The sequence below is a fragment of the Streptomyces sp. AMJ-169 genome (assembly GCF_055597585.1).
In genome coordinates, this window is the sequence record NZ_JBVLTJ010000006.1 from 489,675 (window position 1) to 506,420 (window position 16,746).

Annotated in this window: 15 protein-coding genes; 8 read left to right on the forward strand and 7 right to left on the reverse strand. The window is 70.1% G+C overall.

What is annotated here, in order from left to right; genetic code table 11:
- Nucleotides 1–84 precede the first annotated feature (84 nt).
- The 3 genes from ACYUD3_RS18230 to ACYUD3_RS18240 are packed head-to-tail and all read right to left on the reverse strand — an operon-like array spanning nucleotide 85 to nucleotide 3,236.
- Nucleotides 85–936 carry a sugar ABC transporter permease gene (locus tag ACYUD3_RS18230; RefSeq protein ID WP_470970853.1) on the reverse strand — a complete coding sequence of 284 codons (852 nt, stop codon included), beginning with the start codon at nucleotides 934–936 and terminating at the stop codon, nucleotides 85–87.
- 13 nt (nucleotides 937–949) lie between these two features.
- Entirely contained in the window at nucleotides 950–1,951 is a 1,002-nt protein-coding gene (locus ACYUD3_RS18235; protein ID WP_470970855.1) for a carbohydrate ABC transporter permease, read from the reverse strand.
- Between the two features lie 13 nt (nucleotides 1,952–1,964).
- A complete protein-coding gene (locus ACYUD3_RS18240) occupies nucleotides 1,965–3,236 on the reverse strand; it encodes an extracellular solute-binding protein (RefSeq protein ID WP_470970858.1) in 1,272 nt (423 codons plus the stop codon).
- A 232-nt stretch (nucleotides 3,237–3,468) separates the two neighbouring features.
- On the opposite strand from ACYUD3_RS18240, the gene ACYUD3_RS18245 reads away from it, so the two are divergent.
- Together ACYUD3_RS18245 and ACYUD3_RS18250 are read left to right on the forward strand one after the other, a co-directional pair.
- Nucleotides 3,469–4,497, forward strand: coding sequence for a LacI family DNA-binding transcriptional regulator (locus ACYUD3_RS18245; protein WP_470970861.1), 1,029 nt, complete (start codon nucleotides 3,469–3,471; stop codon nucleotides 4,495–4,497).
- A 119-nt stretch (nucleotides 4,498–4,616) separates the two neighbouring features.
- Nucleotides 4,617–5,432, forward strand: coding sequence for a phosphatase PAP2 family protein (locus tag ACYUD3_RS18250; RefSeq protein ID WP_470970863.1), 816 nt, complete (start codon nucleotides 4,617–4,619; stop codon nucleotides 5,430–5,432).
- Here ACYUD3_RS18250 and ACYUD3_RS18255 read toward each other — a convergent pair.
- Nucleotides 5,429–8,425 carry a bifunctional [glutamine synthetase] adenylyltransferase/[glutamine synthetase]-adenylyl-L-tyrosine phosphorylase gene (locus ACYUD3_RS18255; RefSeq protein WP_470970866.1) on the reverse strand — a complete coding sequence of 999 codons (2,997 nt, stop codon included), beginning with the start codon at nucleotides 8,423–8,425 and terminating at the stop codon, nucleotides 5,429–5,431. The genes ACYUD3_RS18250 and ACYUD3_RS18255 overlap by 4 nt on opposite strands.
- Before the next feature lie 223 nt (nucleotides 8,426–8,648).
- Between ACYUD3_RS18255 and ACYUD3_RS18260 the strand changes: the two genes are divergently transcribed.
- From ACYUD3_RS18260 to ACYUD3_RS18270, 3 genes are all read left to right on the forward strand, one after another.
- On the forward strand, nucleotides 8,649–9,536 hold the full coding sequence (locus tag ACYUD3_RS18260) for an alkaline phosphatase family protein (RefSeq protein WP_470970869.1): 888 nt from the start codon (nucleotides 8,649–8,651) through the stop codon (nucleotides 9,534–9,536).
- Between the two features lie 121 nt (nucleotides 9,537–9,657).
- A complete protein-coding gene (locus ACYUD3_RS18265; RefSeq protein ID WP_470970871.1) occupies nucleotides 9,658–11,190 on the forward strand; it encodes an MFS transporter in 1,533 nt (510 codons plus the stop codon).
- Nucleotides 11,191–11,437: 247 nt separating this feature from the next.
- On the forward strand, nucleotides 11,438–12,451 hold the full coding sequence (locus ACYUD3_RS18270) for a TolB-like translocation protein (protein WP_470970873.1): 1,014 nt from the start codon (nucleotides 11,438–11,440) through the stop codon (nucleotides 12,449–12,451).
- Here the strand turns inward: ACYUD3_RS18270 and ACYUD3_RS18275 are convergent.
- Together ACYUD3_RS18275 and ACYUD3_RS18280 are read right to left on the reverse strand one after the other, a co-directional pair.
- Nucleotides 12,444–12,884: a type II toxin-antitoxin system VapC family toxin gene (locus tag ACYUD3_RS18275; RefSeq protein ID WP_470970876.1), complete on the reverse strand. Its 441-nt coding sequence runs from the start codon at nucleotides 12,882–12,884 to the stop codon at nucleotides 12,444–12,446. The genes ACYUD3_RS18270 and ACYUD3_RS18275 overlap by 8 nt on opposite strands.
- The gene (locus tag ACYUD3_RS18280) at nucleotides 12,881–13,150 is read right to left on the reverse strand and encodes a hypothetical protein (RefSeq protein ID WP_470970878.1); all 270 of its coding nucleotides are present in this window, start codon (nucleotides 13,148–13,150) and stop codon (nucleotides 12,881–12,883) included. Before ACYUD3_RS18280 ends, ACYUD3_RS18275 begins: the two co-directional genes overlap by 4 nt.
- 153 nt (nucleotides 13,151–13,303) lie before the next feature.
- Here ACYUD3_RS18280 and ACYUD3_RS18285 point away from each other — a divergent pair, with 153 nt between their 5' ends.
- Nucleotides 13,304–13,675: a peptidase inhibitor family I36 protein gene (locus tag ACYUD3_RS18285; RefSeq protein WP_470970881.1), complete on the forward strand. Its 372-nt coding sequence runs from the start codon at nucleotides 13,304–13,306 to the stop codon at nucleotides 13,673–13,675.
- A gap of 60 nt (nucleotides 13,676–13,735) precedes the next feature.
- Here the strand turns inward: ACYUD3_RS18285 and glnA are convergent, their stop codons facing one another.
- Complete coding sequence (gene glnA / locus ACYUD3_RS18290) at nucleotides 13,736–15,097, reverse strand: type I glutamate--ammonia ligase (protein ID WP_416967012.1); 1,362 nt, start codon at nucleotides 15,095–15,097, stop codon at nucleotides 13,736–13,738.
- A gap of 319 nt (nucleotides 15,098–15,416) precedes the next feature.
- Here glnA and ACYUD3_RS18295 point away from each other — a divergent pair, with 319 nt between their 5' ends.
- Together ACYUD3_RS18295 and ACYUD3_RS18300 are read left to right on the forward strand one after the other, a co-directional pair.
- On the forward strand, nucleotides 15,417–16,094 hold the full coding sequence (locus ACYUD3_RS18295) for a DUF3105 domain-containing protein (RefSeq protein WP_470970884.1): 678 nt from the start codon (nucleotides 15,417–15,419) through the stop codon (nucleotides 16,092–16,094).
- Complete coding sequence (locus ACYUD3_RS18300) at nucleotides 16,091–16,720, forward strand: DUF305 domain-containing protein (protein WP_470970886.1); 630 nt, start codon at nucleotides 16,091–16,093, stop codon at nucleotides 16,718–16,720. The genes ACYUD3_RS18295 and ACYUD3_RS18300 overlap by 4 nt, the downstream gene beginning before the upstream one ends.
- Nucleotides 16,721–16,746 lie beyond the last annotated feature (26 nt).

Genomic DNA, 16,746 nt, shown 5'->3' on the forward strand with positions numbered 1-16,746 from the left:
CGGTCTGGATCGGCGTGGCTCAGGCCATCCGTATCAAAGGGATCGGAGGACATGAGCGGGAGTTTCGTAAAAATCAGCTGTTTGTCAGCCCTTTGTGCCACCGGCGGTGAGCCCGGTGACCAGGTTCTTCTGGACGAGGTAGAAGAACGCGGAGACGGGGAGGGCGATGAGGACGGCGGTGGCGGCCATCAGGTTGCGCTGGGCGTCGTGTTCGCTGACGAAGCTCTGGAGGCCGACGGCGAGGGTGTACTTCTTGTCGTCGAGCATGAAGGTGGTGGCGAAGGCGACTTCGCCGAACGCCGTGATGAAGCTGTAGAAGGCGGCGACGGCGAGGCCGGGGCGGGCGAGCGGGAGGATGAGGCGGGCGAAGGTGCCGAAGGGGGTGAGCCCGTCGACGCGGCCGGCCTCGTCGATCTCGAAGGGGATGGTGTCGAAGTACCCCTTGAGCAGCCAGGCGCAGTAGGGCACGGCGGTGGAGCAGTAGACGAGGATCAGGCCGAGGTAGCTGTCGATGAGCTGGAGGTCGGCGAGGATCTGGTACATCGGGACCATCAGGACGGCGACCGGGAACATCTGGGTGAGCAGCAGGACCCACATGAACCTGCGGTAGCCGGGGAAGCGCATCCGGGACACGGCGTAGCCGGTGGTGGCGGCGACGAGGACGCCGAGGACGGTCGTGCCGAGGGAGACGATGAGGGAGCTTTTCAGCCAGTCGAAGAAGCTGGTGTGCCGCAGGACGAAGCTGTAGTTGTCGAGCGTCATCTTGGACCAGATGCGCCCGGGGTGGAGGTAGTCGTCCTTGTCGGGGCCGAGCGAGAGGAACACCAGCCAGGCGACCGGGAACAGGGCGATGAGGCTGGCCAGGACCAGGGTCGCGTGCGAGGCGAGGGAGGTCAGCGGGCGGGCCGTGCCGCGCGGTCGGGTCGTCGTACTCATGAAGGCTGCCTCCTCAGATCGCTTGCTGCTCGTCGCGGTTCAGCCAGCGGCGGTAGAACGAGGTGAAGACGGTCAGGACGGCGAGCAGCAGGATGCCGTAGGCGGCGGACTGGGCGAAGTCGCGCGGCTGCTGGCCGAAGCCGAGGTAATAGGCCCAGGTGACGAGGATCTGCGCGTCGGGCGCGGTGTTCCCGAACAGCAGGAAGATGACGGCGAACTGGTTGAACGTCCAGATGACACCGAGGAGTACGACGGTGGAGCTGACCGTTCTGAGGCCCGGCAGGGTGATGTGCCGGAACTGCTGCCAGGCGTTCGCGCCGTCCATCTCGGCTGCCTCGTAAAGGGAGTTGTCGATGGACTGGAGGCCGCCGAGCAGGGAGATCATCATGAACGGCACCCCGCACCAGGTGTTGACCATGACGGCGGCGGCCCGCTGCCAGAACGTGTCCTCCAGCCACTGCGGGGTGGGCAGGTGCAAGGCGTCGAGGGCGGTGTTGAGGATGCCGCTGTCGGCGAGCATGAACCGCCAGCCGAAGACGGTCACGAACGTCGGTACGGCCCAGGGCAGGACGAGCAACAGCCGGTAGAGGGTCCGGCCGCGCATCTTCCGGTTGAGCAGCAGCGCGAGGCCGAGGCCGATCGTGTAATGCAGGGTGACGCACAGGGCCGTCCAGACGACGGTCCACAGGAAGTGGGACCAGAAGCGGTCGTAGGCGGTCGGGCCCCACAGGATGTCGGCGTAGTTGTGCAGGCCGATGAACTTGTAGGTGGCGTCGATGTGGTGGACGCCGATCGTGCGGGCGGTGTTGAGGCTGTTTGCGTCGGTGAGGGTGAGGTAGAGGCCGTACAGCAGGGGGTAGAGGACGAGGACGCCGAGGACGATCGCGACCGGGGCGATCATGGCGTAGGCGTACCAGTGCCGCTGGTAGGCCCGCTTCAGGCGCTGCCCGGGGCCCGGCCGGGGGGCGCGCTCGCCGCGGCGCTTGCCGGTCGCGCGGTCGATGACGACGGTCATGGTTGCGCAGCCTCTACTTGCTGAAGTCCGGGACCAGCTTCTGGATGGCTAGGTCCGCGCTCGCGAGGCCCTGGTCCAGGGACTCCTTGCCGCCGGCGATCTTCAGCAGTTCGGTGTCGAGCGGCGGGAGGAAGGAGCTGTACTCGGGGAGGGCGGGGCGCGGCTGGGCGGCGGCGAGGACGGTCTGGAAGCCCGCGATGCCCGGGTCGGCCTTGACGGCGGGGGTGTAGGCGTCGTCGCGGGTCGGCAGGGTGGAGTTCTTCAGGGCGATCGCGGCCTGCGACGGCGCGGAGGTCATGAAGTCCAGGAAGCGCAAGGCGGCTTTCTGGTGCGCGGCGTCGGAGCCGGCGTACACGGAGAGGTTGTGGCCGCCGGTGGGGGCGCCCGCCTTGCCGGCTCCGCCGGCGGGGACGGTGGCGATGCCGAGGTTGGCCTTGTCCTTGAAGGCGGTGCCCTTATAGAAGTTCGTGATCTCCCAGGGGCCTTGGATGATCGCGGCGACCTTGCCGTTGACGAAGGCGTCCTGGATGTGGGCGTAGGCGTCGGCGGTGGTGTCGGCCTTGTGCAGGCCCTTGCCGTCGAAGAGGCCGAGCCAGGTGGCGTACCCCTTCTTGGCGGCGGCGGACTCGACGGTGATCTTCTTGGCGGTCGCGTCGACGATGTCGGTGCCCTCGCCGTAGAGGAAGGGCTGGGCGTAGTAGGCCTGGGTGGAGCCCCAGTAGCCGTCCACGCCGGTCTTGTCCTTGATGGTCGCGGCGGCGGTCTTCAGCTCGTCCCAGGTCTTGGGGGCGGCGACGCCGGCCTTGGCGAAGAGGGACTTGTTGTAGACGAGGGCGAGGGTGTCGGTGACGAGGGGGACGCCGTACGTCTTGCCCTCGTACTGGGCCTGCTTGATCAGGCTGGGCTTGAACTCGGCCTGGCCGGCGAGGGCCTGGGTGCCGTCGAGGGGGAGGAAGTAGCCCTTCTTGGCGAAGGCGGGCGTCCAGCCGACCTCGGAGCGCAGCACGTCGGGGGCGCCGGAGGCACCGGCGGCGGTGTCGAACTTGTTCTGCGCCTGGTCGAAGGGGACGTTGACGTACTTGACCTTGACGTCCTTGTTCGCGGCCTCGAACTCCTTGACGAGCGCCTGGTAGGCGGGGGCCTCGTTGGTGGCGTTGGAGGTGTCCCACCAGGTGATGGTCACCGGGCCGGACGTCTTGCCGCCGCCGTCGCCGCCGCCGCCACAGGCCGTCGCCGTGAGGGCGACGGTCGCCACCAGCACGGTGGCCGCATTGCCACGCCGCATGTGTCTCTCCTTGGGTGATGCCCGGGTAGGCGTCAGGGAACGTAACAGCGTTGCAAGCCGTACGAAAGACCTTGCAGAAAAAAAGTGCAAGAAACCTGTCAAGTCCGCCCCCGCAGGCCCCTGATCAAGCGGCTCGCACCTATGAAAGACTCTGCAAGCTCTTGCCACCACTTTCATGAGGAGCGCGATGCCACAGCAGCGCGGCCGGCGCCGGCCGGTACAGTCGACGTCTGTGACCACACGGCTTGCCGACATCGCCGCGCAGGCGGGGGTGAGTGAAGCGACGGTCAGCCGGGTCCTCAACGGAAAGCCGGGCGTCGCCGCCACCACCCGCCAGTCCGTGCTGGCCGCCCTCGACGTCCTCGGCTACGAGCGCCCGGTACGGCTGCGCCAGCGCAGCGAGGGCCTCGTCGGTCTCATCACCCCCGAGCTGGAGAACCCGATCTTCCCGGCGCTGGCCCAGGTCATCGGCCAGGCGCTGACCGGGCAGGGGTACACGCCGGTCCTCGCGACCCAGACGCCGGGCGGCTCCACCGAGGACGAGCTGACGGAGATGCTGGTGGACCGGGGCGTCGCCGGCATCATCTACGTCTCAGGACTGCACGCGGACACCACCGCCGACATGCAGCGCTACGAGCAACTGCGGGCGCAGGGCGTGCCGTTCGTGCTCGTCGACGGGTTCTCGCCGAAGGTGCGGGCGCCGTTCATCTCCCCCGACGACCGGGCCGCCATGACCCTCGCGGTGACCCATCTCGTCTCGCTCGGGCACACCCGGATCGGGCTCGCGCTCGGGCCGAAGCGGTTCGTGCCGGTGCAGCGCAAGATCGAGGGTTTCGTCCGCGCGATGCAGGACCAGCTGGGGCTCGCGGCCGCCGTGGTCGAGACGGAGCTGGTCCAGCACTCGCTGTACACGCTGGAGGGCGGGCAGGCCGCCGCGGACGCGCTCATCGGGCGGGACTGCACGGCCGTGGTGTGCGCCAGCGACATGATGGCGCTCGGCGCGATCCGGGCGGCCCGGCAGCGGGGGCTCGCGGTGCCCCGGGACGTGTCCGTGGTCGGTTTCGACGACTCCGTCCTGATCGCCTTCACCGACCCGCCGCTGACGACCGTGCGCAAGCCGGTCCCGGCGATGGGGCAGGCGGCGGTGCGGACGCTGCTGGAGGAGATCGGGGGGACGCCGGCGCCGCACAGCGAGTTCGTGTTCATGCCGGAGCTGGTGGTACGGGGGTCGACGGCGTCGGCGCGGACCCGGGGCGACTGAAAGGGCCTTCTCGTACCCAGGGTGTAGTTCGCCCCGGTCTGTTCGCCGTAGGACGTGCGGGGTGAACCCACCCAAGGGATGATCGGGTGGACAGTCGTTTTCTGGCAGACTTCATGTCCATGGGCGAAACCACCGTGACCAGTCCGGAAGGCCGTGATCAGGCCCTTCCTCATCCCGTCACGGCCCGGTTCCGGCGTATCCGCACCCCCCGCCGGCCGCGGCTGTGGTTCGAGATCCTGCTGATCGCGGTGAGCTACTGGACGTACTCCCGGATCCGCAACGCCGTCCCCGAACAGAAGGCGCAGGCGCTGCGCAACGCCGACTGGATCTGGCGGGTGGAGCACGATCTGGGGATCGCCGTCGAGGAGTCGGTCAATCACGCCGTGAACTCGGTGACTTGGCTGATCGTCGGGATGAACTACTACTACGCCACGCTCCATTTCGTCGTCACGCTCAGTGTCCTGGTGTGGCTGTACCGCCGGCACCCCGGCCGGTACGCGGCGACCCGGCTCGTCCTGTTCGCGACCACCGCGGTGGCTCTGGTCGGCTACTACCTGTATCCGCTCGCCCCGCCGCGCCTGATGAACGGCGGCGACTTCATCGACACGGTGGTCGTCCACCAGACGTGGGGCTCGATGGCCTCCGGCGATCTGAAACACATGTCGAACCAGTACGCCGCGATGCCGTCCATGCACATCGGCTGGTCCCTGTGGTGCGGCCTGACCATCTTCGCGCTGGCCAAGATCCCGTGGGTGCGGGTGCTCGGCCTGCTCTACCCGATGGCGACACTGACCGTGATCGTCGCGACCGCCAACCACTTCTGGCTGGACGCGGTGGGCGGCATGATCTGCCTGGCCTTCGGCTTCACGGTCGCCCGGCTGTGGTACGGATCGCTGCCGTACACGCTGCCGCAGACGGTGCCCGACGGGACCTAGCCCCCGTAGAACAGCTCCTCCACGACCCCCCGGGCCCGCCGTGCGGTGCGCCGGTACGCGTCCAGCATGTCTCCCACATGGCCCGCCGAGTACCCCAGGTACCGCCCCACGGCCGCCAGTTCGCGCGGTTCGGTCGGGAAGGTGTCCCCCGCCCGCCCCCGCACCAGCATGACCGCGTTGCGCACGCGCGTCGCCAGCACCCACGCCTCGTCCAGGACGGCCGCGTGTTCGGCGTCGATCAGGTCCGCCGCGCGGGCGGCGGCCAGCGCCTCGCGGGTGCGGGTGGTGCGCAGGCCGGGCCGCGACCAGCCGTGGCGCAGCTGGATGAGCTGTACGGTCCACTCGACGTCGGAGAGCCCGCCGGGCCCCAGCTTGGTGTGCAGCTTCGGGTCGGCGCCCCTCGGCAGCCGCTCCGACTCCATCCGCGCCTTCAGCCGCCGGATCTCGCGCACGGCGTCGTCGCCGAGCCCCTCGGCCGGATAGCGCAGCGGGTCGACGAGTGCGATGAAGCGGGCGCCCAACTCCTCGTCCCCGGCGACCTGTTCGGCCCGCAGCAGCGCCTGCGACTCCCAGACCAGGGACCAGCGGCGGTAGTAGGCCTCGTACGACTTGAGGGTGCGCACCAGCGGTCCTGACTTGCCCTCGGGGCGCAGGTCGGCGTCGATGAGCAACGGCGGGTCGGCGCTGGGGAGTTGCAGGAGGCGGCGCATCTCCGAGACGACCTTGTTGGCGGCCTGGGCGGCCTCCTGCTCGCCGACGCCGTCGCGGGGTTCGTGGACGAAGACGACGTCGGCGTCGGAGCCGTAGCCGAGTTCGTGGCCGCCGAAGCGGCCCATGCCGATGACGGCGAACCGGGTGGGCAGGGTGTCGCCCCAGCCGTCGCGGACGACGGCGCGCAGGGTGCCGGCGAGGGTCGCGGCGGTGAGGTCGGAGACGGCGGCGCCGACGCGGTCGACGAGGGCGCCCTGGTCGGGTTCGGCGGGGTTGGTCTCGGTGCCGTAGGAGTCGACGATGTCGGCGGCGGCGGTGCGGAACAGCTCGCGGCGGCGCACCCCGCGGGCCGCGCGCACCCCGTCGGCGCCGCTGTCGGCGCGGCCCACGTTGGCGAGGATCTCCTGTTCCAGCTGGGCGCGCCCGCGCGGCTCCAGACCGCTGCCGTCACCGTCGCCGAGGAGGGCGACGGCCTCGGGCGCGCGCATGAGGAGGTCGGGGGCGAGGCGCCCGGCGGACAGGACGCGGGCGAGGTTCTCGGCGGCGGCGCCTTCATCGCGCAACAGCCGCAGATACCAAGGGGTCTTGCCCAACGCGTCCGACACTTTGCGGAAGTTGAGCAGTCCGGCGTCGGGGTCGGCGGAGTCGGCGAACCAGCCGAGCAGGACGGGCAGCAGGGTGCGCTGGATGGCGGCCTTGCGGGTGACGCCGGAGGCGAGCGCCTCGAGGTGGCGCAGGGCGGCGGCGGGGTCGGCGTACCCGAGGGCGACGAGCCGTTCGCGGGCCGCCTCGGGGCTCAACCTGACCTCGCCGGGCCCGAGTTGGGCGACGGCGTCGAGCAGCGGCCGGTAGAACAGCTTCTCGTGCAGCCGCCGTACGACGCCCGAGTGCCGCTTCCATTCGTGGGTCAACTCGGCGACGGGGTCGGCGCGCAGGCCCAGCGAGCGGCCCAACCTCCGCAGGTCTTCCGCCTGTTCGGGGACGAGGTGGGTGCGGCGCAGCCGGTAGAGCTGGATGCGGTGTTCCATGGAGCGCAGGAACCGGTACGCCTCGTCGAGCTGGACGGCGTCCGCGCGGCCGACGTAACCGCCCGTCGCCAGGGCCTGGAGGGCGTTCAGGGTGGTCCCGCTGCGCAGCGAGGCGTCGGCGCGGCCGTGGACCAACTGGAGCATCTGGACGGCGAATTCGACGTCCCGCAGCCCGCCGGGGCCGAGTTTGAGTTCGCGGTCGACCTCGGCGGCGGGGATGTTCTCGACGACGCGGCGGCGCATCTTCTGCACGTCGGCGACGAAGTTGTCCCGCTCGGCGGCCTGCCACACCATCGGCGCGAGCGCGTCGACGTAGGCCTGCCCGAGAGTGAGGTCGCCGGCGACCGGGCGGGCCTTGAGGAGGGCCTGGAACTCCCAGGTTTTCGCCCAGCGTTGGTAGTAGGCGAGGTGGCTGGAGAGGGTGCGTACGAGGGGTCCGTTACGGCCCTCGGGGCGGAGGTTGGCGTCGACGGGCCAGATCGTGCCCTCGACGGTCGTCTCCGAGCAGATCCGCATCATGTGCGAGGCGAGTTTCGTCGCGGCCCGCAGCGCCTTCCCCTCGTCGGCGCCCTCGGCGGCCTCGCCGACGAAGATGACGTCGACGTCGGAGACGTAGTTCAGCTCGTGGCCGCCGCACTTGCCCATGGCGATGACGGCGAGCCGGCACAGCGCGGCGTCGGCGGGGGCGGCGGCGCTCGCGAGGGCGAGGGCGGCGCGCAGGGTCGCGGTGGCGAGGTCGGCGAGTTCGGCGGCGGTCTCGGAGAGGTCCGTGGTGCCGCAGACGTCGCGGGCGGCGATGGAGAGCAGGCAGCGGCGGTAGGCGACGCGCAGGGCGACGGGGTCGGCGGCGCCGGCGAGTCCGCGGGCGAACTCCTCCACCCCCGGGTGGAGGTCGCGCGGCTCGTAGGTGACCAGGACCTCCCAGTCGCGGGGGTGGCGGGCGAGGTGGTCGGCGAGGGCGGCGGAGCAGCCGAGGACGCCCAGCAGCCGGTCGCGCAGCGGTTTGGCCGCTATCACCGTGTCGAGCAGTTCCCGCCGGGCGGTGGGTCCGGGCTGGGCCTCCAGGAGGCGGGCGAGGCCCTGGAGGGCGAGGTCGGGGTCGGCGGTCGCGCCGAGGGCCTCCAGGAGGACCGGGTCGTTGCGGACGGCGGTGAGTCCGTCGCCGTCCAGGAGGCGTTCGGCGGCGGAGGGGTCGGTGAATCCGTGCCGGAGCAGGCGGCTGAAGGTGCTGCTGCGGCGACCGGGCACGGTCATCCTCGGCCTCCTGGCTGTCACGGGCGTACGGCGGGTCGATCAACGTCGAGCGTAACGCTCCGGGGTGGGGTGAGCGCCGGTCCGTGCGGCAGGGGGCGTTCGCGTCACGGCAGTTCACGCGGACTTCATCCGGGTGGGCCGCCGAAGTCGTACGCTCGATTTTTAGCGTGTACATGATCTGCCCGCACCGTCAGCTCCGCCTCACCCCCCACCGGAGGTCGATGTGTCCGGCACCACCCCTTTGCGCCGTGCGCTCACCGCTTTGGCGTCCGTCACCGCTCTCACCGCCGCCGCGGCCGGCGTCTGGACCGGCTTCGGCCAGGACTCCGCCCACGCGGCGGCGGCCGTACCGTCCCCCGATCACGTGGTCGTGGTGATGTTCGAGAACCACGCCTACAACCAGGTCATCGGCTCCTCCAGCGCGCCGTACATCAACTCCCTCGTCTCCGGCGGCGCCAACCTCACCCAGGCGTACGCCGAGACGCACCCGAGCCAGCCCAACTACTTCGCCCTGTTCTCCGGTTCGACCCAGGGGATCACCGACGACAGCTGCTACACCCCCGGCTTCTCCTCCGCCGCCAACCTCGCCTCCGAGCTGATCGCGGCCGGCCGCACCTGGGCCAGCTACAACGAGACGCTGCCGAGCCAGGGTTCGACGACGTGCGGCAGCGGCGACTACGCGCGCAAGCACAACCCGTGGTTCGGCTTCAGCAACGTCCCGACCTCCACGGCCAAGACGTTCGCCCAGTTCCCCACCGACTACTCGGCCCTGCCCGACGTCTCCTTCGTGGTGCCGAACCTGTGCAGCGACATGCACGACTGCTCGGTCGGGACCGGGGACACCTGGCTGAAGAACAACCTCGGCGCGTACGCGAGCTGGGCCAAGACCCACAACAGCCTCCTCGTCGTCACCTTCGACGAGGACAACCGGCTCGCCGGGAACCGGATCCCGACGGTGCTGTACGGGCAGCCGGTGACCGCAGGGTCGTCGTCGGCGACCACGTACAACCACTACGACCTGCTGCGGACGATCGAGGACACGCAGGGGCTTTCGAGCCATGCGGGGAACGCGGCGGGCGCGAAGGACATCTCCGGGGTCTGGGCGTCCTGAGGTGTATGTAGCGGACAGCCGTTCTTCCAAGGGGCCGGTGTCCGAGGGGCCGGTGTCCGGGCCGGGGGCGCGGGTGTCCGAGCCGTCGGTGGGGGCGTCCCCGGCGCTCCGGGGGTCGCGTGTGGCCCGGGTCGCCCCCACCGTCCTCGCGCTCGGCGCGGTCAGTCTCATCACGGACGTCTCCTCCGAGATGGTCACCGCCGTCCTCCCCCTGTACCTCGTCGCCGGTCTCGGCCTCTCCCCCCTGGGCTTCGGCCTCCTCGACGGCGTGTACAACGGCTTCTCCGCCGTCGTCCGCCTGGTGGGCGGGCATCTCGCGGACCGGGGCGGGGGGCGGCACAAGTGGGTGGCGGGTTTCGGGTACGCCCTCTCGGCGGTCTGCAAACCCCTGTTGCTGCTCGCGCACTCCCTGACCCCGATCGGCCTGATCCTCGCGGCGGACCGCACGGGCAAGGGGCTGCGTACGGCGCCGCGTGACGCGCTGATCTCGTTGTCGTCCACGGCGGAGAACCGGGGGCGGGCGTTCGGGGTGCACCGGGCGATGGACACGGCGGGGGCGTTGCTGGGGCCGCTGGTGGCGTTCCTGATCCTGCGGGAGGCGGTGGAGGGGTACGACGCCGTGTTCACGGTGAGTTTTTGTGTGGCGGTGGTGGGGGTGGTGGTGTTGGTGCTGTTCGTGCCGGGGGGTGGGGCCGGGGGCGGGGCTTCGAGGGGGCTTGGCGGCGGGGGGTCCGGCGTTCCGGGCGCTGAGGCTTCGGGTGTACCCCGTGCTGAGGCTTCCGGTGTTCCCGGCGCTGAGACTTCCGGCGTACCCCGCGCTGAGACTTCCGGCGTACCCCGTGCTGAGACTTCCGACGTTCCCGGCGCTGAGGCTTCCGGTGTTCCCGGCGCTGAGACTTCCGGCGTACCCCGCGCTGAGACTTCCGGCGTACCCCGCGCTGAGACTTCCGGCGTACCCCGTGCTGAGACTTCCGACGTTCCCGGCGCTGAGGCTTCCGGTGTTCCCGGCGCTGAGACTTCCGGCGTACCCCGCGCTGAGACTTCCGGCGTTCCGGGCGCCCCTCGTCCCACCCTCCGCGCCGCCCTCTCCCTCCTCCGCCACCGCGCCCTTCGCCGCACCACACTCTGCGCGCTGCTCCTCGGGCTCGCGACCGTCAGTGACTCGTTCGTGTATCTGCTGCTGCAACGGCGGTTGGGGGTGCCGGACCGCTGGTTCGCGCTGTTGCCGCTCGGTACGGCCGCCGCGTTCCTGCTGCTCGCGGTGCCGCTGGGGCGGCTCGCCGACCGGGCCGGGCGGCTGCGTGTGTTCCTCGCCGGGCATGCCGCGCTGCTCGCCGCGTACGCGGTGCTGCTGACGTCCTGGCACGGGTCGGCGCTGCCGTATCTGGTGCTGTTGCTGCACGGGGGGTTCTACGCGGCGACCGACGGGGTGCTGATGGCGGCGGCTTCGGACAGCGTGCCGGAGGAGCTGCGCTCGTCGGGTCTCGCGCTGGTCCAGACGGGGCAGTCGGCGGCGCGGTTCGCGTGTTCGCTGGGGTTCGGGGCGATGTGGACGGTGTGGGGGGACCGGGCGGCGCTGGGGGTTTCGGCGGGGGTGCTGGCGTGCGGGGCGGTGGTGTCGGTGGGGTTGCTGCGGGTGCGGGAGGGGGCGTGAAGAGGCGTTCCGCGAACTTGGGGTCCGGCGTGGACAGGCGTTCCGCGAACCCCGGGTCCGGCATGAACAGGCGTGCCGCGCACCCGGAGGTCGGCGTGAAGAGGCGTGCCGCGAACCCCGGGTCCGGCGTGAACAGGCGTGACACGAGCGCGAGGGCCGGCGTGAAGAGGCGTGCCGTACACCCGAGGGCCGGCATGAACAGGCGTTCCGTACACCCGAGCTCCGACGACATCGCGAGGAACCCGACATGAGCATCCGTAACCGCTTCCTCGTCCTAGCCGCCGCCGTACTCGTCCTAGCCGCCATCGCCGTAGCCTCAGTCCTGCACGCCTCCGCACGTGCCGAGCGCCGCGACCAGGCGCAGCCCGGCGGCCCGGAGGTCACCTCCGGTGCGGTGGACCTGACGTCACCAGGGCTGATGGTGTTCCGGAACATGGCGTGGGGCCCGCACCGGGACGAGATCTCGGCCGTCACCGCCCCCTCCGGCCCCCGCACCGCCTCGCACCTGAAATGCCTCCGCTTCTACGCCGCCGCCGGCACCGGAGTCTGCCTCCAGGCGGAGCACGGCCCGGTCTCGGACACGTACCGCGCGCTGATCCTGGACGCACATCTCAAGGAGCGGGCACGGTACGACGTCCCCGGCATCCCCTCCCGCGCCCGCGTCTCCCCCACCGGTCACTTCGCGGCCTGGACGGCGTTCGTGGGCGGTGACTCGTACGCGGGGACGAACTTCTCGACGCGCACGGCGATCGTGGACACGCGTACGGGGGTGCTGATCCCGACACTGGAGGAGTTCAGGGTCCTGAAGGACGGCCGCCCTTACCGGGCGCCGGACGTCAACTTCTGGGGCGTGACGTTCGCGGGGGACGACCGCACGTTCTACGCGACACTGTCGACAAAGGGCAAGACATACCTGATCAAGGGCGACTTGACCACACACACCGCAACAACCCTGCACGAGAACGTGGAGTGCCCGTCCCTCTCCCCCGACGCCACCAAAATCACCTACAAAAAACGCGTCCCCGGCCTCCCGAAGGACGCCCCGTGGCACCTGTACACCTTGGACCTGCACACTTTCCAAGAAACCCCCTTGGCGGAGCCCCGAAGCGTGGACGACCAGGCGGTCTGGAAGAACGACCACACGGTGGTGTACGCGCTACCCGGGGACTACGGGGCGGACCTGTACGAACTCCCGGCGGACGGGACGGGCAAGCCCCAACGCATCAGCACGGCGGCGGTGTCCCCGGCGTTCATCAGCTGAGGTCGTCGGGCAGCACCCGGAAGTGGGTGTACCGGCCGCCGAGGGGGCGTACGGCTCTGAAGTCGCGGAGGTCGCGGGTGAGGACGGCGTCGGTGTCGTACTCGGCGGCCAGGGCGACGTTGACCGCGTCGACCAGGTCGAGGTCGAGGGAGCCGTAGCGGGCGCGCACGGTCAGGGCGGCGTCGAGGAGTTCGGGGGTCGGCGGCGCGAGGACCAGCCGCAATTGGCGCACCCGCGCGGTGAGCGAGCGGAGGATCGCGTCGGCGGCGGCGCGGCCCGCGCGGCTGGTGGCGACCTGGTGGACCTCGGTGAGGGCGAGCGGGGTCGCCACGAGGAAACCGCACTGGTCGGCGGCTTTCCTCGCCGCGTGGTGCGCCGGGTCGGAGCGGTTGAACAGGGCGAGGATCCCGGAGGTGTCGGCGACGGCGATCACGCGGCGCGCCCGTTGTTGCGGCGCTCCTTCGCCTCGTATCCCTCGGTCACGGCCGCCCGCACCTCCTCGCGCTCCACGGGGCCGCCGAAGTCGAAGGTCTCCTCGTCGGAGACGAACGGCTCGTCCCAGACCCGGTGCGACAGCGCGATCCGGTGGATGCCCTCCCGGATCAGCTCCGCCTCCGGCACGCCCAGGCGCGCGGCGGCGTCCTTGATCAGGGCCAGGTCGCCGTCGTCGGCGTAGACGTTGGTGCGCTTCAGAGCCATGCCCTCAAGGTACAGGATGTGTACCTTGGACCGCCGCTCACCCTATTAAGCGACATGTCGACTCTTTGTTCTCCGTTTACCTTCTGGGCGATTGGCCAAGATTGTCCAATGGTGTGAGAAATCCGCACCGCCCATGAGGGAGAGGAAGACTTCATGCGCCGCATCCAGTCGTTAGCCGTCACCGCCGCCGCCTTCGCGGCTGTGCTCGGGAGCGTGCCCGCCGCGGTGGCGGCGCCCGCCGTGCCGCCGGCCTACAACTGCACCTCCGGGTACTTCTGCATCTACAGCGACTGGAACGGCGGGGGCACCCGCTGTCAGTGGTCGCAGGCGCAGGTGGCGAACACCGCTGACCTCTGTTCCTTCATCCGGCGCGGTGACAAGGTGCGCTCGCTCTGGAACGGGACCGCGCATCGCGTGCAGTACTACACGAACACGAACTACAACAGCCGCGTCGGGTCCACCCCGGCCGTCGCGGGCGGCAACCTCCAGGGCGACTACCAGATCCGGTCGTTCAAGCCCCAGTAGCCGGTACGCACGCGGAGGGGGCCGACGGTTCGTGACCGTCGGCCCCCTCCGCGTGATCCCCTACAGCACCGGCAAATTCTTCCGCAGCTCAAACGCCGTCACCTCGGACCGGTACTCCTCCCACTCCTGCCGCTTGTTGCGCAGGAAGAAGTCGAAGACGTGTTCGCCCAGGGTCTCCGCCACGAGGTCGCTGCGTTCCATCAGGGTCAGCGCCTCGCCGAGGTTCTGCGGCAGCGGCTCGATGCCCATCGCGCGGCGTTCGGCGTCGGAGAGGGCCCAGACGTCGTCCTCGGCGCCGGCCGGGAGTTCGTAGCCCTCCTCCACGCCCTTCAGGCCCGCCGCCAGCAGCAGCGCATACGCCAGGTACGGGTTCGCGCCGGAGTCCAGGGAGCGGACCTCGATGCGGGCCGAGCCCGTCTTGCCGGGCTTGTACATGGGGACGCGGACCAGGGCCGAGCGGTTGTTGTGGCCCCAGCAGATGTACGAGGGGGCCTCGCCGCCGGCGCCCGCCGTGCGCTCCGTGCCGCCCCAGATCCGCTTGTAGCTGTTGACCCACTGGTTCGTCACCGCGGACGTCTCCGCCGCGTGCTTCAGCAGGCCCGCGATGAAGGAGCGGCCGACCTTGGAGAGCTGGTACTCCGAGCCGGACTCGTAGAACGCGTTGCGGTCGCCCTCGAACAGCGAGAGGTGCGTGTGCATACCGGAGCCGGGGTGCTCCGAGAACGGCTTGGGCATGAACGTCGCCTGCACCCCCTGCTCCAGCGCGACCTGCTTCATGACGAGGCGGAACGTCATGATGTTGTCGGCCGTCGACAGCGCGTCGGCGTAGCGCAGGTCGATCTCCTGCTGGCCGGGCGCCCCCTCGTGATGGGAGAACTCGACCGAGATGCCCATGGACTCCAGCATCGTGATCGCCTGGCGGCGGAAGTCCATGCCGATGTTCTGCGGGGTGTGGTCGAAGTAGCCGGAGTTGTCGGCCGGGGTGGGGCGCGAGCCGTCGAGGGGGCGGTCCTTCAGGAGGAAGAACTCGATCTCGGGGTGGGTGTAGAAGGTGAAGCCGAGGTCCGAGGCGCGGGCGAGGGCGCGCTTGAGGACGTACCGGGGGTCCGCGAAGGACGGGGAGCCGTCGGGCATGAGGATGTCGCAGAACATCCGGGCGGTGCCGGGGGCCTCCGCGCGCCAGGGCAGGACCTGGAACGTCGACGGGTCGGGCTTGGCGATCATGTCGGACTCGTACACGCGGGCGAAGCCCTCGATGGCCGAGCCGTCGAATCCGATGCCCTCGTCGAACGCCTGCTCCAGCTCCGCCGGGGCCACGGCGACCGACTTGAGGAAGCCCAGTACGTCCGTGAACCACAGGCGTACGAACCGGATGTCGCGCTCCTCCAAGGTCCGGAGCACGAACTCCTGCTGCTTGTCCATCTTCCGCTTCCCCATCCTTGCTGGTCAGGCCGCCTGCCTCGGGTCCCTTCGAGAGGCGGTCGGGCACCTGAGCATCACACCACAACACCATTTCATGCGCGTTGCCGACCATGATCGGCCGTCCGGCCTCCGCCTGAACGCCTCACATACGCCAGGTGTACCGCTCTGTACCCCATCTTGCCTGCTCGGACGGACATCCGTAATGCCCGGGGCGCCCACCCCGACCGGACCTCGCCCGATCGACCACTCCCCCATTACCATCGTCCGGACTCGAACGCATCGAACACCCCCCACCGCCCGCCCAGAAGGACAGACAGCCATGGGTTCCGCGAACAAGACGAACAAGGCCGGCAGTGCCGAGCGCAAAGCGCGAATAGAGGAGATGCGGCGGGCCGAGAAGGCCCGGGAGCGCCGCAGCCGGGTGCTGGTGATCGCCGGGAGCGTCGTGGCCGTGGCCGCGCTGGTCGCGGGCGGTGTCTTCGTCATCCAGAAGAACAAGGACGACAACGACGCCCAGGCCGCCGCCGACGCGAAGGCATCGGGGTCGTTCAAGACCGGCTCGGACGGGGTGAAGACCTGGCAGGGCACGCTGGGCCGCACGCACGTGACGAAGACCGTGCACTACCCGACGGTGCCGCCGGTCGGCGGGGACCACGCCGCGATCTGGCAGAACTGCAACGGTGACGTGTACACCAAGGCGCTGAACGACATGAACGCGGTGCACTCGCTGGAGCACGGCGCGGTGTGGGTGACGTACAACAGCAAGGCCGCGAAGAGCGATGTCGAGGCGCTGGCGGAGAAGGTGAAGAAGACGCCGTACACGCTGATGAGCCCGGACGACAAGCAGGCCGATCCGATCATGATGACGGCGTGGGGGCACCAGCGGACGGTGACGTCGGCGGCCGATCCGGATGTGGACAAGTTCTTCGCGAAGTACGTCCAGGGCGAGCAGACGCCGGAGCCGGGCGCCGCGTGCACGGGCGGGCTCGCCCAGTGAAGCTGACCACGGGACTCGTCACGGGCGCGGCCGTGACCGCGCTGCTCGCCGCCGGCGGCATCACGTACGCGGTGGCCGAGGACAACGGCTCGGCGACGACGCTGAGCGTGCCGGCCGCCGACTCGGCCGACGCCGGGTTCGCCCGGGACATGGCCGTCCATCATCAGCAGGCCGTGGAGATGTCGTACATCGTGCGCGACCGCACGCAGGACGAGGAGGTACGCCGGCTCGCCTACGACATCGCGCAGACGCAGGCCAATCAGCGCGGGATGCTGCTGGGCTGGCTCGATCTGTGGGGGCTGCCGAAGGTGTCCTCGCAGGCGCCGATGACGTGGATGGGGATGGGGGACATGGTGGAGGCGAAGGACGGTTCGCTGATGCCGGGGATGGCCACCAACACCGAGCTGGAGAAGCTGCGTTCGCTGAGCGGGAAGCAGGCGGAGGTGTTCTACCTCCAGCTGATGACCGACCACCACAAGGGCGGGGTGCACATGGCGCAGGGCTGTGTCTCCACGTGCTCGGTGGGGGTGGAGAAGCGGCTGGCGCAGGGGATGGTCGCGGCGCAGCAGTCGGAGATCGATCTGATGGCGGGGATGCTCAAGGAGCGGGGGGCGGCGGCGCGTTGACCCCTCGAGCGAAAAACTCGCTGATA